Source organism: Nitrosospira briensis C-128 (assembly GCF_000619905.2).
Taxonomy (GTDB): Bacteria; Pseudomonadota; Gammaproteobacteria; order Burkholderiales; family Nitrosomonadaceae; genus Nitrosospira; species Nitrosospira briensis.
The window spans coordinates 724,892-748,941 of sequence record NZ_CP012371.1 but is presented as its reverse complement, the minus strand read 5'-3'; the positions used below and the strand labels follow the sequence as shown (position 1 = coordinate 748,941).

The window sequence follows — 24,050 nt, the reverse complement described above, 5'->3', positions numbered from 1 at the left end:
CAGAAATTGAACGATTCACGATACGTGTTATGGTTTGATGAGTTGCGCATGGTCGATGTGAGCAGTGTCGGAGGAAAGAATGCGTCCCTGGGAGAAATGATCAGCCAACTGGCCGAGGCAGGCGTCCGGGTTCCCGGTGGTTTTGCAACGACCGCTGATGCCTATCGCGATTTTCTGGATCAAGGCGGGCTGACGCTGCGTATCGAAAAGAGGCTCTCGGTGCTTGATATCGGAGATATCAAGGCGCTGGCAGCGGCTGGCGCGCAGATTCGCGGCTGGATAGTCGACACACCCATACCGCCGCGTCTGGAAAAAGAAATTTCGGTCGCTTACGACAAAATGCTGCGCGATGCGGGAGAGAGCGGGATTTCCGTCGCAGTGCGTTCCTCCGCAACCGCCGAGGATTTGGCAGACGCTTCATTTGCGGGACAGCAGGAAACCTTTCTTAATATCCATGGATTGGACAATTTGCTGAAGGCGGTCAAGGACGTGTTTGCGTCACTCTACAACGACCGTGCTATTTCTTATCGCGTGCACAAGGGTTTTATTCATTCTGAAGTGGCGCTATCCGTCGGCGTACAGCGGATGGTTCGCAGCGACATCGGCGCCGCCGGCGTGATGTTCACGCTGGATACCGAATCCGGTTTTGATGAGGTGGTTTTCATCACAGCCTCCTATGGACTCGGTGAAACCGTGGTCCAAGGTGCGGTGAATCCGGACGAATTCTACGTTTATAAACGTACGCTGGCGCAAGGGAAACCTGCAATTCTAAGGCGCAACCTCGGCTCCAAGCTCATCAAGATGCAATTCGCAGCAGGCAAGGACACCGGTCGTTCGGTGGAAACCCTGGATGTGGAAGAGGGCGAGCGCAGGAAGTTTTCCATTACCGATGCGGAGGTGGAGGAGTTGGCCCGCCACGCGGTTGTCATCGAGCGGCATTATCAGAGGCCGATGGATATCGAATGGGGCAAGGACGGCCTGGACGGCAAGCTCTATATATTGCAAGCTCGGCCCGAGACAGTGCAGGCGTTGGCCGGGGTGGATACGTTGCGGCGCTATCGCTTGAAGGGAAAGTCGGATGTGTTGGCTTCAGGGCGAGCCATCGGCCAGAAGATAGGCAGTGGACCGGTGCGCCTGATCCTGGACGCCAGCGAAATGTCGCGCGTGCGGGAAGGTGACGTTCTGGTGACCGACATGACCGATCCCGATTGGGAACCTGTAATGAAGCGCGCTTCGGCCATTGTGACCAATCGCGGTGGCCGGACTTGCCATGCCGCCATCATTGCGCGTGAATTGGGCATTCCGGCGGTGGTGGGCTGTGGTAACGCAACCGGTTTATTGACGGAAAACGAGATGGTCACGGTATCTTGCACGGAGGGCGACACCGGCCATATCTACCGCGGTGTGCTGGAAATTGAAGTAACCGATCTCGCGCTCCAAAGTATGCCGAAGCCGCCGGTCAAGATCACCATGAATGTAGGCAACCCCGAACTGGCATTTGGATTTCAGCGGTTGCCGAATGATGGCGTAGGGCTCGCGCGGCTGGAGTTCATCATCGCTCGCATGATCGGCATACATCCCAAAGCGGTGCTGCATTATCCTGATCTTCCACGGGACTTGAAACAGCAGGTGGAAAGCCAAAACGCAGGTTACCCCGATCCGGTCAGCTTCTATGTGGAGAAGTTGACAGAGGGCGTCGCCATGCTGGGCGCCGCGTTTTTTCCTAAACCCGTCATTGTCCGTCTGTCCGACTTCAAGTCCAATGAATATTCCAGTCTTATTGGCGGCCAACAGTATGAGCCCACCGAGGAAAACCCCATGCTGGGCTTTCGTGGCGCTTCGCGCTATGTCGCAGCAGATTTTCGTGACTGTTTCGAACTGGAATGCCGGGCATTGAAAAAAGCGCGAATTGAAATGGGTCTTACCAATCTGGAAATCATGGTCCCCTTCGTGCGGACGCTGGCTGAAGCCAGGCGAGTAATAGAGTTACTTGAAGAGAACGGCTTGAAGCGCGGCGAGAACGGATTGCGGCTCATCATGATGTGTGAAATTCCCTCCAATGCGCTGCTGGCGGATCAATTCCTGGCGTACTTCGATGGTTTTTCCATTGGGTCCAATGATCTTACACAGCTCACTCTTGGGTTGGACCGCGATTCCAGCCTCGTCGCCGAATCCTTCGACGAGCGTGACCCGGCGGTGAAGGCGCTGCTGCGGATGGCTATTCAAGCATGCCGTAGAGCGAATAAATATGTGGGGATATGCGGCCAAGGCCCATCCGATCATCCGGATTTGGCACGATGGCTAATGGAAGAAGGAATCGAAAGCCTGTCGCTGAATCCTGATACAGTGGTCGATACTTGGCTGTATCTGGCAGAGGAAGCGAAAAAAAAGATATAATTTCAGCGCCCTGCCGCGCAATCTCGAATGTTTTGTATAAGGATATAAATGGCAAAAAACCGTACGCCTCGTCATATCGGCTTCATTCCCGATGGTAATCGCCGCTGGGCCCAGCATCGCGGCCTGCCTAAAGAGGATGGGTATGGTTGTGGCATCGACCCGGGACTCGCCTTATATGAAATATGCAAAGATCGCGGAATAGATGAAGCTTCTATTTATTGTTTTACGCAAGACAATACCAAAAGGCCCAAGGCTCAGAAACTTGCTTTTACCGATGCATCCGTGGCATTTGCTTTTGAAATTGCGCGGAGGGGAGCGGCCCTGCTTGTTGTAGGCGATGAGACTTCAGCGCAGTTTCCCACCGTACTGGAAGAATTCAGGACGCGTCAGGGTACAGGCATGAAAGTCAACTTACTTATTAACTATGGCTGGGAATGGGATCTGGGAGGCCTTAAAGATGGCAATTTGCGTTCAAACGACGTTTCGCGCCTGGATCTCATTGTAAGATGGGGAGGAGGGCGTCGTCTGAGCGGCTTTCTGCCGGTGCAATCGGTTTATGCCGATTTCTATATCCGGGACGAATACTGGCCGGATTTCCAGCCTCAGCATTTTGAGAATGCCCTATCCTGGTTCAAGCGACAGGATAGGTCATTTGGCGGATGATTCAAGGCCACGTCTTTAACCCAGATAATTCATTAGGCGGCTCTGCGAGCCTACGCGAGTGCTGGCGGTTAGTTTGTGGCCATTTTCGCCGCCATCTTTGCTACCTGCGCGGCGTCCATAGACCAAGCTATGGACTTCTCTCAACCGGCAAAACTGTCTCGCAATCTGCCTCGCCATCATCTCGCGTCCTAATGGGTTATCCGGGTTGAATTGAACCTCGAACCCGTCAACTATTCATAGTACCGGAGATCTGACATGTCAGTTGCCTCAGATGCGAAAAGAATGTTTGTGGAAAACCTTAATTTGTATGGTGACGAGCAAGCCCAGCCGGAAAAATATAATCTTTACCTTGGCCTTATCTATCTGGCTGCATCAGTGGAACAAATTCAGCAGGATTTAGAACAAATCGAGCAAGCGCTAGCCAAGCGCGATTAACCAGGCGCTCGCAAAAGCCGCCCTGCACCTCAGACAGTCATGTCTTCCTTCCGTTTGCCAATTAATTTCAATTGTTAACAAGTTAATCACATTTATGTGACGTCTTCTTCACATATCTTGTGGCAGTCTAGTGCATAACATATGGGAACCGCAAGGCTGCCTGTACGGCTCATGATCATACGGGGCGTAACATACAACCATGAGACGGGTACGTAATTGATGAATTCGGCTGACTTACTAGGCTATTCCTGAAGTAACAATTCTTTGATACTTGTTTAGAGTCCAAAAGAGAAGGGGGAGCTATGAAACAGGCTTTTTTTCATGTTCTGATGATTTGTTTATTTCTCCCGATGTTATGGGTGATTTTCGTCTCGCTGAATAGTTTTGGTTATCCCTTGATGGAGCAATATGCGGACAAATCCATCAAGTTCCTTATCGCGCTTCCCTACTTTCTTCTTGTTGCGGCGGCATTATATGCGTCGGGCTGGATCGCCGAGCGATTGGCAGTGTATTTGGTAAGGAATTTTGGTAAACCAGAGGAGCGGGACTGTCAGCCTGACGATATGGCATGGCCAGGCAAGATACTTGATTCGGTCTTATCGGAAAAAAATCGTCCCGTTTTCACCCAAAAGGTCGAGGCTTGGCTAAAAGACAATATAGTGGCAAAAATCGTAGTGGGGGTTATTATTGGTTTTGTACTGACGATATAGAAATTCGATCTCGTAAGAGACGTCAGCGGGAACATTCCAGCCTGTTCCCGCAATCCGGTGAGTGGATGAGAAGGGCTTCCTGATGGAAGCCCTTCCACATCAGCCAGTGGTATCGCTTATCGAAGCATCGGGTGCGTTTTTCTTGACCGACTCGATGCCATTATCTCGAGCAGATTCTGATTCATAAGACTCGCTCGTGCCGATTACCTGATGATTCCCTGATTTGAGGTTGAACCTGAATTTGCCGCTTTCGGTTGTTTTGCGCTCATAGCGCGCATCGTCAGGCGCATTTTTTTTGACGGATGCTATGCCGTTGGTGCAGCCGGCTTTAGCCTCGTAGCCTTCGCTTGCAAGGATGGTTTGTCCGTTGCTTGCTTTCAATCTGAATCTGAATTCACCCGCTTTATCTTTATAAATCTCGAATTTCCCAGCCATTTTGATTCCCCTCTTGTTGTTGCAAAGCTTGAAAAAACTACATTATTTCTTAAGTACTTGATTTTACGGAGTAGTCTATGACTCTTAAACTACATAAGTCAGAACAGTTAACGCAGAGCAATTAGCTATGGTTGACGTTCTTATTATTTGCCAAGGATAATGATCTGAAAAGTAAATTTGCCATTGATTATTGAACCATGAAGGTTTCCTATTATTGCGCGTAGAGAGCCTATGAGATCAGACGCGATCGATAAGAATTGTTCCAACCGTCTAGACCATACGTACCCAAGCTCGCAGAAAGAATCGATATATTGCCTTTCCTGTTGCGATCGGGTGTTTTCTGAACCGGGGTAAATTGAAGATGCGGTTAGATCCGCGGCAAGGATGGAGACAGCGATCAGAACAATACAAGATCAATTGAGTCTGACTTTATAGATTGTGTGAAGGGTTGGAGCGTGCTGTCGCCATCTAAATACGGCTCATGCGGGCTATGAATCAGAAGCAAAAAGTTTTAGTTGTCAAATGTGAGGGGCAGGTTTAATACCGGTTTGCAATAAGGTGGTGAGCGCCTCTGCCGTTATCGGATGGCTGAAATAATAGCCTTGGCCCTCATCGCAATGCTGAGCCAGAAGAAATGTACGCTGTTCTGGTGTTTCCACGCCTTCCGCGATGACGCGCAGCTTGAGGCTTTTGCTCATGTTGATTACGGCGCTGACAATGGTGGCATCGTCCGGGCTGCTGGTAATTCGGCTCACGAACGACTGGTCGATCTTCAGGGTATCGATCGGAAACTGCCTCAAATAGCTGAGGCTGGAATAGCCTGTGCCGAAGTCATCGATCGCGAGCTTGACGCCCAGGTCTGCGAGTCCATGCAGTATGGAATCGGTAAACTCGGCATCCCGCATAAGGACGCTTTCGGTCAGTTCGAGCTCCAGATAGCGCGGCTCCAGGCCCGTATCGTCAAGCGTCGCGCGTATATTTTCCAGAAAATCCGTGGCGTTGAACTCGAGTGCAGAGGTATTGACTGCAATGGTGATCGGCCGCAAGCCAATCCGTATCCAGGCTTGGGCCTGAAGACAGGCTTCGCGCAGAACCCATCGGCCAATGGGCAGGATTAACCCGCAGTCTTCGGCGATGGGTAAGAACTGCAATGGCGGCATCAGCCCTCGTTCCGGATGCTGCCAGCGAATAAGCGCCTCGACACCGACAATCAAGTTGCTGTGAAGATTTATTTTTGGCTGATAGTGCAGCACGAATTCCTGCCGTTCCAGTGCTCGGCGCAGACCGACCTCGATCGACTGACGCTGAACGGCCCGAATATTCATGGCCTGCTCGAAGAATTTGTAATTATCGCGTCCATTTTCCTTGGCGTGGTACATCGCCGTGTCCGCACTTTTGGTCAGGGCTTCCGCGTCCCGCCCGTCGTCTGGGTAAATGCTGATGCCGATACTTACCGACACGTGGAGCTCAAGCTCACCGATGAGATGTGGAACAGCTAGCGCAGTAAGTATTTTTTGTGCACTGATTGCCGCGTCGTCTGGATGCTTGATAGTAGAAAGCAGCACCACGAATTCGTCGCCACCCTGCCGACTGACAGTATCCGAATGGCGCATACAACGCACCAGGCGGCGTGCAACCGACTGTAGCAGCTGGTCGCCAACCGCATGTCCCAGGGAATCGTTGATGTGTTTAAATCGATCCAGATCCATGAACAGCATCGCAAATTGCCGACCTTGGCGACGGGCCAGCTCAATCGCGTAGCTAAGCCGGTCCTGCAGGAGCATTCGATTAGGTAAACCGGTAAGAACATCATGGTGGGCCAGATGATCCAGCTGAGCTTTAGCGGTTTCGACTTGCTGGGTCATTTTATGGGCTTCAATTCCAGAGATGACCAGCTGTGCGTTCGCGTCCTGCATCATCCTCAAGCGATCTTCGGACCTTTTTGCCTGTGCCGCATCTTCGGCGCGGATTACCCCCTCACGCAAGGTGGCCACCCCTTCTCGTGCGTGGGCTTCCCCTTCCCGTATCTGTGCCGCTCCTTCGCGCAGATGGGCAGCATCTTCGCGTAAGTCGGCGGCTTTTTCACGCAAATGCGCGGCGTCTTCCCGTGCGGTAGCGGATTTTTCGCGCCGCAAAACAGCCGCCTCATCGTCAACGACAGCACTTTCCCTGCGTGGGATATCCTTTTCCCGAGAAGCTGTCAACCTATCCTTGTGCTGGCTTGAAAAGTGCGGTTGATCTGATTCGTCGGGGTCAGAAGCGCTGTCATTGTCATTTCCGCTCATTGCCACCTTGAATCACCTGATCCCTAACCAGGGCTGATGGTTGGCTTGCCCGACAGGATGCCGGCATACCCGGACAAGGCCTCACCGATAATGATGCCTTCGCTGGTAATATCGAACAATCGAACGTCCTTACTGTGATTGCTGCCACGGACTTTAACGACGGAGAAGACGCGTTTGAGCTGGCCTTCGAGTTCGACATAGCGCTGCACGATAATTGCATCGGCGAGAAAAGCACTTCCAAACGGACTGAAGCGCAAATCAGTGTAACGATCTTCCAGTTCAGAGGTCATTAATATGGTCACGCCCATGTTAGTAAGCTGGGCAATCATCCTGTACAGCGATCCGCGAAAATCTTCGCTAAACTCGGGTGCCAGTGCCAACTCAAATCCGGACAAGGAGTCAATGACGAGCCGCTTTGCCCCCATTTGATTAATCATTTCAATCAAATCCTGCAAGGTTTCGTCAATCGACAAATCCAGGGAGCGTGTGTTAATCACCCCAACTTTCCCACTCTTCACCAAGGCAGACAGCTTGTTGCTCAGCAATTGGCTTGGGCTCTTCTCAAACGCCGCAATGACACCTGGCTCTCCTCTGCGCGCACCTTCGCTCAGAAATTCTGTTGCCACTATTGTTTTTCCAGAACCGGATGGCCCGACCACGAGTAGCGAATATCCCGCTGGCAAGCCGCCACCAAGCATTTCATCGAGGCCAGGTATTCCCAGGGAAATGCGTTTCTCGCCGATAGATACCGACTCAACCGTTGTGCCTTGTTCGATAATCGCACGGGGAAAAACTTCGATTCCTTCATCACTGATTCGAAACGTATGCAAACCCAGTGCCTGAGCCTGGCCGCGCATTTTGATCACTTGCATCTTGCGTACCATTGAATTCCGATGCATATTCTGGGAAAGCCACAGAATGCCATCCGCCACTGTAAAGACGGGGCTTGACTCTGATTCCGGCGCCAGATATTCACCGATTAAAAATGTCGTTGCCTGCCAGGTCGTCATTTGCATGCCCAGTTGCTGGATAAACCGCTGCAGTTCGAACACGCTCTGTTCCCCCTGCCTCGCTGCCTGTACCACCGATCGAAAAGAATCAACAAATACAAAGCTGGGAGCAAAGTCTTTCACCTCTTCCGCAATGCGCATTAATACGCGGTCAAAATTTCCCTCCATGAGATCGGCAGACAGGTTGATGAAGCGAATGGATTCCGCAATTTTATCAACTTCAAAAAACGGAAACTGCTGTTGATAACGAAGCATCTTTAAAGCAGGTTCGCCGAGTACCGTGAAGAATAGCGCCCGATTATTTGGCGTTGCCAACGAAAACATGATTTGATGAGCGAGGGTCGTTTTTCCACTTCCCGGCGAACCTGCTATAAGGTTAAACGAAAATTCCGGCAGGCCTCCGCCCAACAGGCTGTCCAGACCCGGTACGCCCGTTGCCAGGCGACGTATGCTCAGTTTTTCACTCATTTTTGAACTCCTTGCCAGTCTCGTTCGGAATTTCCGCGCCCCAAGCCAAACGTAGAATACGGTTGACTAACTGCTCGCCAATTAACGAGGCCAGGATGTCAGTTAAAGTGATTAATAACAGACTATTGGCTTCGCTGGCTTGCGCAGGGGGTCGTCCTTCAAAGCTCATTTTTAAATCCGCGAATGGGTGATCAGTCTGTGGTGGAAGAGAGCCCGTAGGAAGCCAGGGAAATGTACGTTGGTTCAGAAATATGCTCCTCACGTAAAGGGCATTGAAACCATCTTCACCTACGATCGAAATGATTTGGGCTGTCAGATGCTCCCATAAGGTAATCGCGGCATCGGCAGCTCCCTCGGTAGGCGTTGCTGTGAGACTTCTAATTAACTGATGTCGCGGCAGATCACTGGTTTCCATAAGAAAAATATGCGCTTCAACTGATTGGGCTAAAGATCCCAGGATTTTGTGACCGGATTCGGGTATAGATATTGGACCGGCTTCAGGTACATTACGGTACCTGATTGTATGCCCGTTATGAAACGGCTACATTATATACAACAGCATGAGTCTATGAACGGAGGCACTGAGGCCTCATTAGATAAAGCCATCCGATAGCAAAAATATGAGCGTCCCTGGTTCCGTTCTGTCAACACGAAAAACGACTTTATCCGCGCCAAAAGGGGAAACTCACCAGCTGAGAGGGCAGTACGATTAGATCATGCAGCGACATCTCCGGATAGCTGTAATATGTTACAGGTATGAAACCGATGGTAAGAGTGAGCGCCACACCCATACACATCTTAGATTGAAGGGGAAAAGCTAAGCTTTTGTTTCTTGGTGCCGACACCAAGAGTCGAACTCGGGACCTTCTGATTACAAATCAGCTGCTCTACCAACTGAGCTATGCCGGCGCGGGTGCAATTATAGAGACTGGGGGGCGGGGTAGCAAACCCTCAAGGAGCTGACAAACAATGCGGGCTATTTTACGATCTGAAAGCGTCGTTTGACACCTTTGGAGGGTGACGTACCTTCGGATGAGGGCAATTTGGCCGGTTCTTCAATACCAGCGTCCGCCTGCGTTGTATTGGCGTCACCCTCAAGGGTGAAAAGAACGCCCTGCGAGGTCTCCTTGGCGAATATTCCCTGGACAGCACCAACCGGAACTGAAATTTCACGCGAGACACCGCTAAACCGGGCGGAGAACTGGATCACATCGTTACCTAGAGTAAGATGATGCGCGGCATCGGAGCTGATGTTAAGTATGATTTCACCATCTTTCACAAAATTATTCGGTACGCGAGTCTGGGTATCTACTTTAACTGACAGATAAGGCGTGAGGCCGCTATCGGAACACCATTCGTAGATAGCGCGAATCAAATAGGGCTTGGTCGACAGTTCCTTCACTTTCGCATTGCCTTCTCGGAGGCCGTGAGCGCGTCAATGAAGGCGGGCCTGCTAAACAACCGTTCGGCGTATTTCAGCAGCGGCGCAGCCTGTTTCGGTAGCTGAATGCCATAATGATCCAATCGCCACAGCAGTGGTGCGATCGCCACATCCAGCATGGAAAATTCATCCCCAAGCATGTGCTTCTGTTTGGCAAATACGGGCGCAATCACGGTCAGGTTATCGCGAATCGCCGCACGTGCTTTATCCGCGGTTTTCGGATTTCCATGCTCGACCGCGTCAATATGGCAAAAAAGCTCCTGCTCAAAGCGATGCAGGAACAACCGCGCACGGGCCCGCATGACCGGATCGGCGGGCATCAGTTGTGGATGAGGAAACCGGTCATCAATATATTCATTGATGATGTTGGATTCGTACAGGATAAGATCACGTTCTACCAGCACGGGAACCCGGCTGTAGGGCGTCATTATCGCCAGATCTTCCGGCTTGTTATGCAGGTCGACATCGATGATCTGAAAATCCATGCCCTTCTCGTACAGCACAATACGGCAGCGGTGACTGAAAGGGCAGGTGGTTGCTGAGTATAACGTCATCATATTTGGTTACTTTCAGCGCAAACGAGCTGGGTGCATCTTTCGTAACGGGAAATAATCAATGAATGTCCTTCCAATATTCATGTTTCAGGGCGTAGGTAAGCGCCAGCATGCCAAACAGGAAGAGCATCACAATAATTCCTATTTGCACTCGCTTTGTCGCAGCCGGTTCACCTAGATAAACCAGGAAGTTCACCAGATCGGCCACATAGGCTTCATATTCTGTTTTCGAGAGCGCACCTGGCTTATCCAGCTTCAATTCCTTTACCTCATGCTTACCACCGTGACCGTCGTCGACGATGGTCGTCACCAGCGATTGCTCGCCCTGCAACTGATAGAGTACATGAGGCATGGCAGCTTTATCGAATACAAGGTTATTCCAGCCCGTAGCGGTGGAGTCATCGCGATAAAACTTCCGGAGATACGTATAGAGCCAATCAGCACCACGAGAACGGGCGATTACCGATAGATCGGGCGGGGCGACCCCGAACCACTGTTTGGCCTCTTTGATTTTCATGGCGACAGTCATGAGTTCACCTGCTTTCTGCCCGGTAAATATTAGATTGTCGCTGACCTGGGTCTCGGTCAGGCCGATATCGCGTAGCCGGTTGTAGCGCATGTATTCCGCGCTGTGGCACGACAGACAGTAGTTGACAAAGGTCTTGGCGCCGCGTTGCAGCGAGAGCTTATCGCCCGACCGGATCGGTGCATGATCCAGCTTTACGGTTGACTCGCTGGCAAATGCGACAAGCGGGGCCAAGCATAACATAACTAAAATAGTTGTTATTTTTCTCATTCTTTCACCCTGGTTGGTTCAGGCTTGGTTTTATCTATCTTGCTGTACCACGGCATAAGAATAAAGAAGGCGAAGTAGATTACCGTGAATATTTGCGCAAGCGTTGTGAACAGCGGGGTGGGCGATTTGGTGCCAAGGTAGCCAAGCACAAAGACGCTAATGACAAAAAGCGTGAGGGCAAATTTGAAAATAGGGCCTTTGTAGCGAATAGACTTTACGGGACTACGGTCCAACCAAGGTAACAGCGCGAAGATTGCGACCGATCCGCCCATCAGCACGATGCCCCAAAGCTTGGCATCTATCCACAGGAAGTTGATGGTGACCGCTCTCAGCATCGAATAGTATGGTGTGAAGTACCATACCGGGGCGATATGGTCAGGCGTCTGCAACGTATTGGCAGGAACGAAGTTGTTGTACTCAAGGAAATAGCCGCCCATCTCGGGTGCGAAAAATATGATTCCGCAAAACACGATCAGGAACACGATGACGCCGAAAATATCCTTGACGGTATAGTATGGGTGGAACGGGATACCATCGACGGGAATGTGCGTTACGGGATCTTTATATTTTTTGATTTCAATCCCATCAGGGTTACTCGAGCCGACCTCGTGCAGTGCCAATATGTGAACGACTACCAGCGTCACAAGTAAAACGGGCAGAGTCACAACATGATAGGCAAAGAAACGATTGAGTGCGGCATCCGACAGCATGAAGTCACCCAGCAACCAGTTCGAGAGCGTTTCGCCTACTACCGGAATCGCGCCGATCATGCTTACGATCACCTGCGCACCCCAATAGGACATTTGCCCCCATGGGAGGATGTATCCGGTAAACGCCAGCATCATCAGCATGAAAAATATTCCCATGCCGATTAGCCAGAGAAGTTCGCGCGGCTTGCGATACGAGCCGTACATCATCCCGCGGAACATGTGCAGATAGACCACCACGAAGAACATGGATGCGCCGGTGGAGTGCATGTAACGGATCAACCAGCCGAAATCCACGTCCCGCATGATATATTCCACCGAGGCGAACGCCATGCTGGCGTCCGGCTTGTAGTTCATGGTGAGGAAAATGCCGGTAAGAAGCTGATTCACCAGCACGAGCATGGCCAGGGAGCCGAAGTAGTACCAGAAATTGAAGTTTTTCGGCGCGTAGTATTCGGTGAGATGAGCCTTCCAGTTGGAAGTCAGGGGAAAACGTGCGTCTATCCAGTCGACCATGGACGCTAATCGCTTGCTCATTTATGCGGACTCCTTGCGATCAGACCCGATCAACAGGGTGGTATCGCTTAAATACATGTGGGGGGGGACGACAAGGTTGGTAGGCGCAGGGACGCTTTTGTAGACGCGGCCCGCGAGATCGAACTTGGAGCCGTGGCAGGGGCAGAAAAAACCGCCCAGCCAGTCGGAACCGAGGTCCGCGGGCGCAATATCTTTGCGATATACGGGAGAACATCCCAGATGGGTACAGACCCCTTCGGCTACCAGAATCGCCGGTTTGATGGAGCGTGTTTCATTCTGTGCATACTTGGGTTGCTGGTCTTTTTCCGATTTTGGATCGGATACCTGACCGTCAAGCTTTTTCAGGTTGGCCAGCATTTCCGGGGTGCGATTCAATACCCATACCACCTTGCCGCGCCATTCGACCATCAGCAGCATGCCTGGTTCAACCTTGCTGATGTCCACCTCAACCGGCGCTCCCGCCGCTTTTGCGCGTTCGCTGGGCATCATGCTCATCATGAAAGGGGTTGCCACGGCAACGCCCGCGATCCCGCCCGCAATCGAAGTTGCGGCGATGAGAAAACGTCTCCTGCCGTTCATTTCCTGTTTTTTCTCAATATCTGCCATATTTTGCAGTCCCGTTTTTAATTTCGGACCTTCTAAAAAAACTCATAAAAAACTTAACCATTTTACCATAATACATATCGAAAAATAAATATGCATTACAAAAACTATTGATTGGATGGTGGAAAAACGCACCTGACCGTTTTTATCGATCAATGGGTTATGAGCGAGATACTTGTGTCTACATGCATTCTTTCCGGCGATATCCGCCATGAATTTAACTTGTTACAAAAACCGGAAACCGCGCAACATCGGTGGATATTTATGAGGTTACGGCATTCATATGACATAATTTTATGTTTCCGGCGGAGCGAGCGGTCCGGAACGCCGTCCAACAATCTGTCGGACTTAAAGTAAATCGGCTGCAAAAGCGTCTGGGTGGTTCATATTTCGCCGCTTTTTCGGCCAATGGAATAACTACTGGTCTTCAAAATCCTCAAAATCTGCCTTCGCCCAGTCACTTTTTCGCTGCGATTCTTAAAGCCCGACAGGCTGCTGGCTGGCTTGATTCGCACAATCAAGCCATAATAGCCAAGTGGTCTGGTGATGTTTCAACGAATAGGATATTTTCAGGTTCACGATTATGAAGCAACCCATCGTCAATTGCCCACATTGCGGCAAGATTATCGTCTGGGATACGAGCAATCGTTATCGGCCTTTTTGTTCGGAGCGCTGCAAGATGATCGACCTGGGGCAATGGGCTTCGGAGTCCTATCGAATTCCGGATGCGGAAACGGACGCGGACACGGAAAAACCGAACGAAGATGTGTTTAAGGATGAGCAATAACGATCAGGCGCTGGAGTTCGAAGAATTGGCGCTATCGCAAAACGAATGACCCTAATAAATCCGAACATTACCCCAGTGCTACCTCAGCCTCGGGCTGTTGCCCCAATGTCTTTCACCGCGGGTCCTTCAGTTGGCAAACCTTCTTTTGCTCTGCAGGGCTGAATCTTTAGCCGATACCCCGCATCATGGCCACGCCATGCCCGCCGTGTTCCCATGCCGTAGTTAAATCTTCCCGGCGCAACCCGCCTAGCGCATAAACGGGTATCGAGCAATCCCGGATGAGTGCGGCAAATCTTTGCCAGCCTAGCGTCGCAGAGCCAGGGTGACTCAACGTCGGCAGTACCGGCGCAAGCACCGCAAAATCCATGCCTAATTGCTCAGCGCGAAAAAGCTCTTCTGCATTATGGCAAGAGGCGCCACACCACTCGACATCCGGACGTTTCACGATGTTCATCAATTGTCTTGACGCAAGATGTAGCCCGTCCGCCTCAGCTTTCCGATAAAGGTCGATATTGTCTATGCTGCCGTTCACCAATACTTTGGCACCATGACGATGACCGAGCGCAATCACAGCGTCGATAAAAGCATTCAACGCTTTCTCCGGCATCGCCTTCTCGCGTACCTGCAACAGCCGTACACCGCCTTTCAATGCGCGTTCAATCCGGATTAGAGCAATATCCGTCCCCAATTCCGCAGCATGGGTTATTGCATAGATTGCCGGCAAATCCAGCGCCCGCAATACCGGTGTATTTGCCGGCAACATCGGTTCAACCCGGACATTGTCCGCGGATTGCCAGGCCAGCTCCTGGTTTTCGCGGGGCTGCGGCTCGCCATGCCATTTCACTACACGGTAAAAGTGGAGACGGACAGAGGCGTGGCTATAATTAAACGTGCGGGTGATCCAAGGGTAGGCATGCTCGACAAATATACCCAGCTCTTCCAGTAATTCGCGCCTTAACGCATCCAATATCGATTCATCGGGGTTCACTTTGCCGCCGGGAAATTCCCAGTAACCCGCATAAGGTTTGCCCTCGGGCCTGCGCGCAAGCAGAAAACGGCCATCAGGGGCAGTGATAACCGCAACGGCGACTTCAGTGATATGAGTGGGAGAGGGCATGGTGAGGTGGATAAGCAGCAACCGACGAATGAAACACGCTACGCCAACGTTCAAATTTTAAATTTGCGCAAATCTGGCTTGTATATCCCGTGCTGCCCTACTTGGGGCAATGACCGGATTCTTTGAAAATCATGGCAGATTCTGCTTTCCCGCGCAGTCGCGTGCAAATTGCCATGCTACACGCCCGCTTCGTGAGCCGCGCCCCAATGCCCATTGCAGAGCCGCTTCACGTATAGGGGGAGTCATTTCTTCGATACCGAAATGGTTGAGCCAATGCCCGGCAATGTCCAGGTACTGCTCTTGATCAAACGGGTAGAAGGATACCCATAGGCCAAAACGCTCCGATAAAGAAATTTTTTCTTCGACCGATTCACTTGGATGAATTTCTCCCCCCAGATGCCGGGTGTCCAGATTGTCTCGCATGAAATCGGGCATCAAGTGGCGGCGATTGGAAGTCGCGTAGACAAGAACGTTTTCGGACGCCGTGGCGATAGAACCATCGAGTACGACTTTCAAGGCCTTATAGCCGGGGTCGCCCGGCTCGAATGACAAGTCGTCGCAATACAGAAGGAAGCGTTCAGGGCGCTGGTATATCTGTTCGACAATATCGTGCAGATCGGTAAGGTCATGCTTTTCCACTTCAATCAAGCGTAACCCCATGGCAGCATATTTATTCAGCATTGCTTTTACCAGCGATGACTTGCCTGTGCCGCGCGCGCCCGTAAGCAATACGTTATTGGCGGGATGTCCCTGTACGAACTGACGTGTATTTTGATCGATGAGATTTTTTTGACGTTCTATGCCTTGCAAAGCATCGAACGTTACGTGGTGAGGGTGATTCACAGGTTGAATAGAGCCCGTACGGCCGGACTTTCGCCAGCGAAATGCAATGGCGGAATTCCAGTTGGGGTCAGCCTGGCCCGCCGGCAGCAGCTCCTCAAGACGGGAAAGCAGCGCTTCGGCCCGATCGTACAGCTTGTCCCAACCTTTCATAAGTCTCCAGATCAAACGTCAATTTTAAATTATAACAATCACAATCGCGCGATGAGAATCATGGCAGCCTCCATCACGAATATCCCATATAACCGGTAAATACGGTTTTCGTTTTTTGCATGTTGCGAGTTTCTCCAGACTGTCCCAAGCAAAAAGTGGCGATCTGAATAATCTGAATAATGTAAACCCGTGGATTCAAATGGAGTTCATATGTGTGCTATCGAACGGAACCGCTCAGCTAAGAAGGCCATGATTCGGCATGTTACGTCCAGCGTATGCAAGGTGCCGCGGTTAAGGTATCTATCGTAACAGACTGTAAATAACGGAAACAAATAAGGTGGAATCATTGATGAGATGCAGCACTTGTATTGCATGCTCTCCCGAAAGCTTCCTTTAAATCAAACAAAATATTTAGGAGAAAAACATCATGAATAATATGCCGAGTAAAAAATCAATTATTTCTCTTGCTCTGGGATCCGCACTGGCCGCCGCGCTCGGCACCGCATCCATTGCGTCCGCGGCTGAAAACCCTTTTGCCATGCAATCCCTCGATAAAGGTTACATGGTCGCCGCGTCTGACGACTACGGTGACAAGAAGGATGAATATGGGGACAAGACGGATGGGTATGGCGACAAGAAGCGCGGAGAGGGCCGATGCGGGATGGCTATGGCGGATACCAACAATGATGGGCGGGTTAGCCAGGAAGAACATGCAAACCATTGCCAGTTAATGTTCGACAAGATGGACACCAACAAGGATGGGTACATCGATAAGGATGAAGCTAGCGCAATGAGGAAAAAGCATGGCCATCATTCCCGCAAGTCTGGGGATAAGTATGGGTCATCCGGGTCGTCTGGATCAGGCTATAACTATGGCTCCGGGATGGATTGGACCAACCCCAACCTGGAACACATGAAGACAATGGGCGAGTAGAAGACGCTTGTTGACGATTTGCGCCATCTTGCCGGGATCGGAAGTCAGCAGGAAGAGCGGAAAAAACTTGTCCATGAAAGTGCTGCAGTCGCATACGATGGTGTGCGACTGACAGCTGACAGCGTGATGCTTTATTACGTTGCGCTCGCGCTGCTAGCGGTCTGCCTGTTTGCTAACTACGATAATCCGCGTTGATCTTCACGTAATCATACGATAGATCGCATGTCCAGATGGTGGTCGAAGCCTGCCCTCTGTTGAGCACGACACGCACGGTGATTTCGGCTTGCTTCATTACTTTTTGACCATCTGCTTCCCGGTAAGTGCGCGCCCGGCCACCATTTTCTGCAACCAGAACGTCATCGAGATAGAGCTGCAATTTATTGACGTCAAGGTCTTCTATGCCCGCATAGCCTATTGCCGCCAGTATTCGGCCAAGATTTGGATCAGATGCGAAAAAAGCGGTTTTAACCAGTGGAGAATGTGCAATGGCATATGCAGCCTTGCTGCATTCGTCGAGTGTCTTCCCACCCTCCACTTGGACCGTAATAAACTTGGTTGCCCCCTCACCGTCGCGTACGATAGCCTGCGCAAGCGATGCTGCGACCTCGGTTATCGCGTTTTGCACCTGTGTGAATTGGGCACTTTCATTATCTGAAATGACCGAATTGCCGGCCTGGCCCGTTCCTATCAGAACGAGCGCGTCATTGGTTGAAGTATCTCCATCCACGGTGATGCGGTTAAATGTATTCTCCGCTGCATGCCGCACGATTTGTTCCAGCAGTGGCTGGCTCAGCGCCGCGTCGGTCGCAATGTAACTCAGCATCGTTGCCATGTTTGGATGGATCATTCCTGAACCCTTGGCAATGCCCGTAATGGTCACGGTTGTGCCGTCGAGGGAAATCTGTTTCGATACCGCCTTGGGCACGATATCCGTCGTCATGATTGCCTGGGCGGCCGCAAACCAGTTGTCTGCCTTGAGGTCGGCCACCGCCGCAGGCAACCCGGCAATAATTCTTTCCAACGGCAGCGGCTCCATAATGACGCCGGTAGAAAATGGCAGTACCTGCCGACTATCACAACCGAGCAAGTTGGCGAGTTCGGCGCAGGTGGCACGGGCATCCGCAACGCCGCCTTCACCTGTGCCGGCATTGGCGTTGCCGGTATTGATAATCAATGCCCGGATCGGGCAGGCGGAAGTGGAGCCCGGATTCAAAAGATGGTCTTTAGCGACTGCCACAGGTGCCGCACAAAACCGGTTTTGCGTAAATACACCCGCTACCTTTGCGCATTCCGCCAAAACGATGACAAGCAGGTCCTTTCGGCCGGGTTTCTTGATTCCCGCTTCGGCGATGCCGAGTGTTACGCCTTTAATAGGAAGCAGATGTTCGGGTAGTGGAGGGGTAAAGTTGACTGGCATAATGACGCTATCGGTAATTCGCGGAATCTGACGTGTTGTCGAGTCTCAATCAAAACAACAAGGTGGTATTATCTTCGGCCCTCGTCTTCGAGGCTCGAAAAAAGATCTTCTCAAGCATATGCTAACTCATCTTTAACGCTTCTTTCATATTTTCGTTTTTTGGCTTCTAATGATTATCAATACCAGCGTAACAAACAGAACTTCCAGTTGCACCATAAATAACCGCTTATCCGTTTTTTTCTTGGATTTTTCGCAGGTCATGAAAATAATTTTGGCAAATCACTTGCTGCATTCCATGGGCAGGCAACTATTCCGTAACCAGGAATCGAGGAGAAATGCATGAATTGCGATAAAGAACTGGATGTGTGCGGCCTGAACTGCCCGTTGCCTATCCTGCGCACAAAAAAATCCCTGGTGGATATGACTACCGGGCAAGTGCTGAAAATAACCGCTACCGACCCTGGCTCAGTAATTGATTTCCAGGTCTTCGCCGATCAGACGGGCAACGAATTGCTGTCCTTGTCGGAGATAGCTGGAGAATTTATCTTTTATATGAGAAAGAGGTGACAATCAGGATTTAACCCAGATAATTCATTAAGCGGGCTCTGCGAGCCTACGCGAGTGTCGGCGGTCAGTTTGCGGCCATTTTCGCTACCTGCGCGGCGTCCATAGACCGTGCTATGGACTTCTCCCAATCGGCAAAACTGTCTCGCAACCTGCCTCGCCATCATCTCGGGTCCTAATGAATTATCTGGGTTTATATGAGGAAATATTGCCGAGTTCGGTTCTTGCCGTAATCGCTTGGATGCAATCGAAACCAGATTTATAAACTGTACCGTCGGGTTTTTTGCATCATTCAAAGCGCTGCGCAGGCATCGGCAGCCTCGGCAAGTTTCCGGTATCGCGCCAGCCAAGGCAGTGGAATGGGAAAGGTAGAATCGTCTTGCATCGCCGCATGCGTTGCAACCAGGGCGCCGAGCATGATCGAGCGGCCACAGCTGTCTCCCCCGGCGCGAATGTTGGACTCTATTGCAGTACGATAGTCAGTGGCACATTGTGCAATATGAAAAATGACCGGCAGGCCTTCCGCGACATGACACGCGCGGCCGAAGCGCTCGGTAGCCTCGATGCTATCCAGCGTCGGTATGGCAAGCGCCTGTTCGAGTAATGGTTCGAGGATGGGTCCCGCAAATGGCAGAGCATCCGCCAGCGCCTGCGAAACGGGTACACCATGCAACAGCTTGAACAGTGCTGCCGAGGAAGACTGTGCCGCGGCGATCGCCAGTTCATTATTATTTGTTACCCGTACCCCCTCCTCAATGCGCTTCATAAGATCTTCCAGCGTCCCGGAGTGGGTCGCAACCAATGCTGGAAGCGCTGCCAGGGCCGGTTGTTGATCGTCATCGGCGCCGGATGTGGCGGGAAATTCCGCCGGTTCAAGGGATAACAGCGTGCGTAGCGTCAGGCGGGTGGGGGAATCGATATAACCGACGAATTCGCCGCCAGGCCCAAAATACGCGCGGTATTCCGCCTGATATTCATTACGGCTGAAGGTGCCGTGCTTTGCCAGATGCTTCAGCATCAATAAGCAGACCTCTCCGTAGCCGGTAGAGTCGCCGGATACTTTCCGACCATGCGCGACGAAGTAGCCCTTCGCCACGGCATAGTCTGCTGCCTCCGGTTGAAGAAATACGAGTCCCTTTGCTGCTTCAATCTCTGCAATGCGCGCAGGATCATAAAGCCAGTGCAGGCCAAGTGCGGCGGAATCAGCAATAAGTGCACCCAGAATGGCGGCGCTATTCGCATTTTTCATCGTTTATATTCGACTCCCATTCAGGAGAAAATGCGTTCCATCAAAAATCGAAACCTATTCGAAGTTCCGGGAATTGGAATTTTCCATGAACTAAATTTCTTCTTCTACAGGTAGTCTTCGTGCCTCGTCTTCCAGCATTATGGGAATGCCATCCTTGATGGCGAAAGCCAACCGGTCTCCTTTGCAGACTAGTTCATTTTCGGATTTTCTGTAGAGCAGCGGGCCTTTGCACAGCGGACAAACCAGGATATCCAATAATTTTAGGTCCATAATTTCCTCGACTTCCTCAGCCTTAAAGGGTTACATCAATCAGGTCGATTATACTCTCCGAGAGACGGCGGTTATGTAACGAAAACTACACTTCGTGAAAGCGCTACATCGCAGTGTATTCTTTCCGCGCTTGTATACGCCGCCACCCGGTTGAATTGTTATGTTTCCCTCACAACCCCGAATACTATAGCTGTCCGCCGCGCCGGAAAGGCATGTTGCGCCAATGAGGAGCCCTATCTGGGGTTTTCAGTGGTGAAAGTGATATGGTTGTATCCCGCTAAACGCGCGGCTTCCATCACCGTTATAACGGATTGGTGTGTAGCGTCGGCGTCCGCATTGATGACAATCACCGGGTCCGGTCGATTACCCGCAGCCACGCGTAACTCCTCGCTAAGCCGCTCCATGCTGGAATCTTTGACGGGGATGCGGTTGACGGTATAGTCCCCGCTGGCATTTACCGAAATATCGATAACATTTGGATGGTCGGCGGACTTGTCGGACGTTGCTTGCGGCAGACTGATTTCAAGTTCGGAAAACCTTGAGTAAGTAGTCGTGATCATCAGGAAAATAAGTATCACCAGCAACACGTCGATCATGGGCACCAGGTTGATTTCCGGGTCTTCTTTTTGCCTGCCGCGTTGAAAGTTCATCGTTTTTGCTATATTCCCGTAGGTGAACGGTAATCGGAAAAGTGGATCATGTCCGGAAATCAAGAGCTGATTCTATCAGTTGTGCGCGGATTGCTCGGCTCAGCTACTTCCCTGTCCTGTCTCGGCAGGATATTTATAAGTCATTTCCCTCAGGAACCGGCCAGCGGCTGTACTATTCCTTGTCTCGCTGGAGAATCATCTTGACGTTCGCCATGAACGATTTCCACCAGCTTTAACGCCTGCAATTCCATTTCAATCACCAGTGCATCCACTTTAGCGCGGAAGTGACGATAAAACATCATGCTGGGAATGGCTACTAGGATGCCGAATGCGGCATTGTAGAGTGCAACGGAAATACCATGGGCGAGTTGTGTCGGATCGCTACCGCCAGTAGGAGAGTTCACGCCAAAAATTTCGATCATGCCGACCAGCGTTCCGAACAAGCCCATCAGTGGGCTCATGGAGGCAATAGTTCCCAAGGTAGTGAGATAATGCTCGAGGTCGTGAGAGACGGCGCGACCAGCTTCCTCAATCGATTCTTTCATGACTTCGCGCGTGCTTCTGTCGTTTCTCAATCCCGCGGCAAAAATCTGCCCAAGTGGAGAATGTTTCTGAAGGCGCGCGATCATATCGGCACTCACGCCGCTGTTACGATACTCATATACCACTTTGGGCAGCAGATCTCTTGGTGTAACCATGCTCAGACGCAAGGCCCACATGCGTTCACCGATAATGCCCATAGCGACGATAGAAGCTAAAATGAGTGGCCAAATCGGCCAACCCGCCGCTTGAATCAAAGCGAACACGCAATCACCTCCGGTACAAAAATCAGAGTTGTAATGTATCTTGCCCCTGTGATTTCGGCAAGGACGCGTTTTTTTCTTGTCCACAATTACTGTGGATAAGTTTGTGGGTAATCTGCAAATAGGACCATTAAGTCGCCCTGCCATAACGACTTTTTCTGAATAGATTAATTTTTGTACTTATTAATATTGATTAAAAACAAATACTTATAAGTATGCTTTAGTATTCATGCGGGTTTGCCGGCACAATTACGCAATTTTCGTGACAGGTGGGGATTATTGTAGAATGTCAAGATGAATTTCATTATGGAAATGGAGATCGCCCGCACCGTCTTGAGCGTGAGCGAACTGAACCGTAGCGCCAAGGATTTGCTGGAGCAGGCTTTCCCATTGTTATGGGTAGGGGGCGAAATTTCGAATATCAAACGCTACGGGTCGGGCCATTGGTATTTTTCACTCAAGGATGCGGATGCCCAGATACGTTGCGTTATGTTCCGCGATAAAAATCAGTATCTGGATTGGCAGCCCAGCGATGGTATGCGGGTAGAGGTGCGCGCACTGGTGACGTTGTACCAATCCCGGGGGGATTTTCAATTAAACGTCGAGACTATTCGACGCGCCGGACTTGGCTCGCTATTCGAGGCTTTCGAGCAACTCAAGGCCAGACTGGGAAAGGAGGGGCTGTTTGATCCCGACCGCAAAAAACCGCTACCGCTATTCCCGAAGCAGATCGGTATCATCACCTCTCCGGCGGCTGCTGCCTTGCACGACGTACTGTCCACGCTGAAGCGGCGTATGTCTTTCGTGCCGCTGATCATTTATGGCACGCCGGTGCAGGGAGCTGGTGCTTCAGTCAAAATAGCGGCAGCCATTCGAAACGCGGGAAACCGCGCCGAGTGTGACGTGCTTATTCTATGCCGCGGCGGCGGTAGTATCGAAGATTTGTGGGCATTCAATGAGGAGGCGGTGGCACGTGCGATCGCCGCCTGTCCCATTCCTATCGTGAGTGGCATAGGTCATGAGACTGATTTCACCATTGCCGATTTTGTGGCTGACGTCCGTGCTCCGACACCTACCGGCGCGTCCCAGCTCGTCTGCCCCGACCGGGAGGAATTAATACGGCATGGAGAAATCATGCATGGACGCCTGCAGCGGGCAATGCAGCGTGGCATTGAAAGCCGCATGCAGCATGTCGATATGCTCGAATGCCGCCTGGTGCATCCTGGAAAACGGATCAATGATCAGCTTGCGCATCTTCAGCGTTTGCGCGACCGCCTGTCTCGCTCATGGCAACAGGATCTGGCACGCCGCTATTGGCGTCTGCGCGAGCTTGACCAGCGTACCCTGATCGCCAGCCCCGATATTCCCCGTCTGGTTGAACGCCAGCATGACCTCGGGCTGCGCTTGCGCCGGGCTATTGCCGTTCGCATCGAAACGCTTGTAATGAGCTTGCAGCGCCACCAGGAAAATCTTGCCCATCTTAACCCGGAGTCGGTGTTGGAGCGGGGCTACAGTATTGTTTATGGCACCGATGGTGCAGTGGTGAGAAGTAGCGATCAGATCGACGTCGGCGATACCATTCGGGTGGCGTTTGCCAAAGGGGGCAGCAAGGCGCGCGTGACAGAGAAAAATGAGTAACTTCCGACCATGTTTGAAATTTACGATCGGTATAGACATTTGGGCAGGGGTGATGCAGACTACAAATGTTTTAAATATCCGTATCGATTATCAATCCTTCAGTGCCCCGGCTGTCTTTAGAGAAAAAGATGTATATGCTGGGCCTGCGCCCTATCTGCCGCATTCTTTAGTCCTCTCATCAGAAAATAGGTCTCCGATGTCAAGAGTTTTCCTCACCCTGGGTGCTGTCAATGCATTTTTATGCGTCGCTTTGGGCGCTTTCGGTGCGCATGGCTTAAAACAACGGCTTTCGACAGACATGCTCGCCGTATACCAGACGGGTGTTCAGTATCATTTCTATCACGCGCTGGGCCTGATCGCCGTCGGCCTCATACTGCTGCATCTGCCTGCGTCCAGGCTGCTCACTTGGTCGGGCTGGCTGATGCTTGCCGGAATTGTTCTTTTTTCCGTCAGTCTTTATGTCCTGAGCCTGACGGGAATACGCGGGCTCGGTATAATCACGCCATTTGGCGGCGTCGCATTCTTGAGCGCCTGGGCAATGTTTGGCTATGGGGCTTGGACTGCAAAATAAACGGCACGAAGTCGCA

General features: G+C 51.3%; 25 protein-coding genes and 1 tRNA gene. 9 read left to right on the top strand and 17 right to left on the bottom strand.

The window, feature by feature from the left end:
* Positions 1-6 precede the first annotated feature (6 nt).
* From ppsA to F822_RS03425, 4 genes are all read left to right on the top strand, one after another.
* On the top strand, positions 7-2,397 hold the full coding sequence (ppsA, locus tag F822_RS03440; RefSeq protein ID WP_025040634.1) for a phosphoenolpyruvate synthase: 2,391 nt from the start codon (positions 7-9) through the stop codon (positions 2,395-2,397).
* Between the two features lie 48 nt (positions 2,398-2,445).
* Positions 2,446-3,060, top strand: a complete 615-nt coding sequence (locus F822_RS03435; protein WP_025040633.1) for an undecaprenyl diphosphate synthase family protein — start codon at positions 2,446-2,448, stop codon at positions 3,058-3,060.
* Between the two features lie 255 nt (positions 3,061-3,315).
* The gene (locus tag F822_RS03430; RefSeq protein WP_025040632.1) at positions 3,316-3,495 is read left to right on the top strand and encodes a hypothetical protein; all 180 of its coding nucleotides are present in this window, start codon (positions 3,316-3,318) and stop codon (positions 3,493-3,495) included.
* A 302-nt stretch (positions 3,496-3,797) separates the two neighbouring features.
* Entirely contained in the window at positions 3,798-4,205 is a 408-nt protein-coding gene (locus tag F822_RS03425; RefSeq protein WP_025040631.1) for a hypothetical protein, read from the top strand.
* Positions 4,206-4,304: 99 nt separating this feature from the next.
* Here F822_RS03425 and F822_RS03420 read toward each other — a convergent pair whose 3' ends face one another.
* From F822_RS03420 to petA, 10 genes are all read right to left on the bottom strand, one after another.
* The gene (locus F822_RS03420) at positions 4,305-4,640 is read right to left on the bottom strand and encodes a YegP family protein (RefSeq protein ID WP_025040630.1); all 336 of its coding nucleotides are present in this window, start codon (positions 4,638-4,640) and stop codon (positions 4,305-4,307) included.
* A 518-nt stretch (positions 4,641-5,158) separates the two neighbouring features.
* Positions 5,159-6,925 (bottom strand): putative bifunctional diguanylate cyclase/phosphodiesterase, encoded by a 1,767-nt coding sequence (locus F822_RS03415; RefSeq protein WP_025040629.1) that lies wholly within the window; start codon positions 6,923-6,925, stop codon positions 5,159-5,161.
* A 23-nt stretch (positions 6,926-6,948) separates the two neighbouring features.
* A complete protein-coding gene (locus tag F822_RS03410) occupies positions 6,949-8,403 on the bottom strand; it encodes an ATPase domain-containing protein (protein WP_025040628.1) in 1,455 nt (484 codons plus the stop codon).
* Positions 8,396-8,818, bottom strand: a complete 423-nt coding sequence (locus F822_RS03405) for a hypothetical protein (protein WP_025040627.1) — start codon at positions 8,816-8,818, stop codon at positions 8,396-8,398. The genes F822_RS03410 and F822_RS03405 overlap by 8 nt, the downstream gene beginning before the upstream one ends.
* 418 nt (positions 8,819-9,236) lie before the next feature.
* Positions 9,237-9,312, bottom strand: a tRNA-Thr gene (locus tag F822_RS03400).
* 67 nt (positions 9,313-9,379) lie between these two features.
* Complete coding sequence (locus F822_RS03395) at positions 9,380-9,805, bottom strand: ClpXP protease specificity-enhancing factor (RefSeq protein ID WP_025040626.1); 426 nt, start codon at positions 9,803-9,805, stop codon at positions 9,380-9,382.
* Positions 9,802-10,401 (bottom strand): glutathione S-transferase N-terminal domain-containing protein, encoded by a 600-nt coding sequence (locus F822_RS03390; protein WP_025040625.1) that lies wholly within the window; start codon positions 10,399-10,401, stop codon positions 9,802-9,804. Before F822_RS03390 ends, F822_RS03395 begins: the two co-directional genes overlap by 4 nt.
* Before the next feature lie 55 nt (positions 10,402-10,456).
* A complete protein-coding gene (locus F822_RS03385; protein ID WP_025040624.1) occupies positions 10,457-11,194 on the bottom strand; it encodes a cytochrome c1 in 738 nt (245 codons plus the stop codon).
* Positions 11,191-12,438 carry a cytochrome b gene (locus F822_RS03380; RefSeq protein WP_025040623.1) on the bottom strand — a complete coding sequence of 416 codons (1,248 nt, stop codon included), beginning with the start codon at positions 12,436-12,438 and terminating at the stop codon, positions 11,191-11,193. Before F822_RS03380 ends, F822_RS03385 begins: the two co-directional genes overlap by 4 nt.
* Positions 12,439-13,044, bottom strand: a complete 606-nt coding sequence (gene petA / locus F822_RS03375; RefSeq protein ID WP_036575410.1) for a ubiquinol-cytochrome c reductase iron-sulfur subunit — start codon at positions 13,042-13,044, stop codon at positions 12,439-12,441.
* Between the two features lie 580 nt (positions 13,045-13,624).
* Here petA and yacG point away from each other — a divergent pair.
* On the top strand, positions 13,625-13,828 hold the full coding sequence (gene yacG, locus F822_RS03370; RefSeq protein WP_025040620.1) for a DNA gyrase inhibitor YacG: 204 nt from the start codon (positions 13,625-13,627) through the stop codon (positions 13,826-13,828).
* A gap of 166 nt (positions 13,829-13,994) precedes the next feature.
* Here the strand turns inward: yacG and F822_RS03365 are convergent, their stop codons facing one another.
* Positions 13,995-14,999 carry a Nudix family hydrolase gene (locus tag F822_RS03365; RefSeq protein WP_331458272.1) on the bottom strand — a complete coding sequence of 335 codons (1,005 nt, stop codon included), beginning with the start codon at positions 14,997-14,999 and terminating at the stop codon, positions 13,995-13,997.
* Positions 15,000-15,074: 75 nt separating this feature from the next.
* Complete coding sequence (locus F822_RS03360; protein ID WP_025040618.1) at positions 15,075-15,938, bottom strand: ATP-binding protein; 864 nt, start codon at positions 15,936-15,938, stop codon at positions 15,075-15,077.
* A gap of 427 nt (positions 15,939-16,365) precedes the next feature.
* Here F822_RS03360 and F822_RS03355 point away from each other — a divergent pair, with 427 nt between their 5' ends.
* Complete coding sequence (locus F822_RS03355) at positions 16,366-16,872, top strand: penta-EF hand family protein (RefSeq protein WP_231623561.1); 507 nt, start codon at positions 16,366-16,368, stop codon at positions 16,870-16,872.
* Positions 16,873-17,044: 172 nt separating this feature from the next.
* On the opposite strand, the gene argJ is transcribed toward F822_RS03355, so the two are convergent.
* Positions 17,045-18,289 carry a bifunctional glutamate N-acetyltransferase/amino-acid acetyltransferase ArgJ gene (gene argJ, locus F822_RS03350; protein WP_025040616.1) on the bottom strand — a complete coding sequence of 415 codons (1,245 nt, stop codon included), beginning with the start codon at positions 18,287-18,289 and terminating at the stop codon, positions 17,045-17,047.
* Between the two features lie 339 nt (positions 18,290-18,628).
* On the opposite strand from argJ, the gene F822_RS03345 reads away from it, so the two are divergent.
* Entirely contained in the window at positions 18,629-18,856 is a 228-nt protein-coding gene (locus F822_RS03345; protein ID WP_025040615.1) for a sulfurtransferase TusA family protein, read from the top strand.
* 289 nt (positions 18,857-19,145) lie between these two features.
* Here F822_RS03345 and F822_RS03340 read toward each other — a convergent pair whose 3' ends face one another.
* From F822_RS03340 to F822_RS03325, 4 genes are all read right to left on the bottom strand, one after another.
* Positions 19,146-20,102: an ADP-ribosylglycohydrolase family protein gene (locus tag F822_RS03340; protein ID WP_025040614.1), complete on the bottom strand. Its 957-nt coding sequence runs from the start codon at positions 20,100-20,102 to the stop codon at positions 19,146-19,148.
* A 90-nt stretch (positions 20,103-20,192) separates the two neighbouring features.
* Positions 20,193-20,372, bottom strand: coding sequence for a Trm112 family protein (locus F822_RS03335; RefSeq protein WP_025040613.1), 180 nt, complete (start codon positions 20,370-20,372; stop codon positions 20,193-20,195).
* A gap of 233 nt (positions 20,373-20,605) precedes the next feature.
* Positions 20,606-21,022 (bottom strand): ExbD/TolR family protein, encoded by a 417-nt coding sequence (locus F822_RS03330; protein WP_025040612.1) that lies wholly within the window; start codon positions 21,020-21,022, stop codon positions 20,606-20,608.
* A gap of 149 nt (positions 21,023-21,171) precedes the next feature.
* Positions 21,172-21,828, bottom strand: a complete 657-nt coding sequence (locus F822_RS03325; RefSeq protein ID WP_025040611.1) for a MotA/TolQ/ExbB proton channel family protein — start codon at positions 21,826-21,828, stop codon at positions 21,172-21,174.
* Between the two features lie 291 nt (positions 21,829-22,119).
* On the opposite strand from F822_RS03325, the gene xseA reads away from it, so the two are divergent.
* Both xseA and F822_RS16000 read left to right on the top strand, forming a co-directional pair.
* A complete protein-coding gene (gene xseA, locus F822_RS03320) occupies positions 22,120-23,463 on the top strand; it encodes an exodeoxyribonuclease VII large subunit (protein ID WP_025040610.1) in 1,344 nt (447 codons plus the stop codon).
* Complete coding sequence (locus F822_RS16000; RefSeq protein WP_407938226.1) at positions 23,456-24,034, top strand: DUF423 domain-containing protein; 579 nt, start codon at positions 23,456-23,458, stop codon at positions 24,032-24,034. The genes xseA and F822_RS16000 overlap by 8 nt, the downstream gene beginning before the upstream one ends.
* Positions 24,035-24,050 lie beyond the last annotated feature (16 nt).

Coding starts and splice junctions, on each gene's coding strand:
- F822_RS03380 (WP_025040623.1), bottom strand. CDS start 12,438: ATGAGCAAGCGATTAGCGTCCATGGTCGACTGGATAGACGCACGTTTT.
- F822_RS03340 (WP_025040614.1), bottom strand. CDS start 20,102: ATGAAAAATGCGAATAGCGCCGCCATTCTGGGTGCACTTATTGCTGAT.
- petA (WP_036575410.1), bottom strand. CDS start 13,044: ATGGCAGATATTGAGAAAAAACAGGAAATGAACGGCAGGAGACGTTTT.
- F822_RS03415 (WP_025040629.1), bottom strand. CDS start 6,925: ATGAGCGGAAATGACAATGACAGCGCTTCTGACCCCGACGAATCAGAT.
- argJ (WP_025040616.1), bottom strand. CDS start 18,289: ATGCCAGTCAACTTTACCCCTCCACTACCCGAACATCTGCTTCCTATT.
- xseA (WP_025040610.1), top strand. CDS start 22,120: ATGAATTTCATTATGGAAATGGAGATCGCCCGCACCGTCTTGAGCGTG.
- F822_RS16000 (WP_407938226.1), top strand. CDS start 23,456: ATGAGTAACTTCCGACCATGTTTGAAATTTACGATCGGTATAGACATT.
- F822_RS03355 (WP_231623561.1), top strand. CDS start 16,366: ATGAATAATATGCCGAGTAAAAAATCAATTATTTCTCTTGCTCTGGGA.
- F822_RS03385 (WP_025040624.1), bottom strand. CDS start 11,194: ATGAGAAAAATAACAACTATTTTAGTTATGTTATGCTTGGCCCCGCTT.
- F822_RS03405 (WP_025040627.1), bottom strand. CDS start 8,818: ATGGAAACCAGTGATCTGCCGCGACATCAGTTAATTAGAAGTCTCACA.
- yacG (WP_025040620.1), top strand. CDS start 13,625: ATGAAGCAACCCATCGTCAATTGCCCACATTGCGGCAAGATTATCGTC.
- F822_RS03330 (WP_025040612.1), bottom strand. CDS start 21,022: ATGAACTTTCAACGCGGCAGGCAAAAAGAAGACCCGGAAATCAACCTG.
- F822_RS03360 (WP_025040618.1), bottom strand. CDS start 15,938: ATGAAAGGTTGGGACAAGCTGTACGATCGGGCCGAAGCGCTGCTTTCC.
- F822_RS03345 (WP_025040615.1), top strand. CDS start 18,629: ATGAATTGCGATAAAGAACTGGATGTGTGCGGCCTGAACTGCCCGTTG.
- F822_RS03425 (WP_025040631.1), top strand. CDS start 3,798: ATGAAACAGGCTTTTTTTCATGTTCTGATGATTTGTTTATTTCTCCCG.
- F822_RS03410 (WP_025040628.1), bottom strand. CDS start 8,403: ATGAGTGAAAAACTGAGCATACGTCGCCTGGCAACGGGCGTACCGGGT.
- F822_RS03420 (WP_025040630.1), bottom strand. CDS start 4,640: ATGGCTGGGAAATTCGAGATTTATAAAGATAAAGCGGGTGAATTCAGA.
- F822_RS03435 (WP_025040633.1), top strand. CDS start 2,446: ATGGCAAAAAACCGTACGCCTCGTCATATCGGCTTCATTCCCGATGGT.
- F822_RS03390 (WP_025040625.1), bottom strand. CDS start 10,401: ATGATGACGTTATACTCAGCAACCACCTGCCCTTTCAGTCACCGCTGC.
- F822_RS03430 (WP_025040632.1), top strand. CDS start 3,316: ATGTCAGTTGCCTCAGATGCGAAAAGAATGTTTGTGGAAAACCTTAAT.
- F822_RS03335 (WP_025040613.1), bottom strand. CDS start 20,372: ATGGACCTAAAATTATTGGATATCCTGGTTTGTCCGCTGTGCAAAGGC.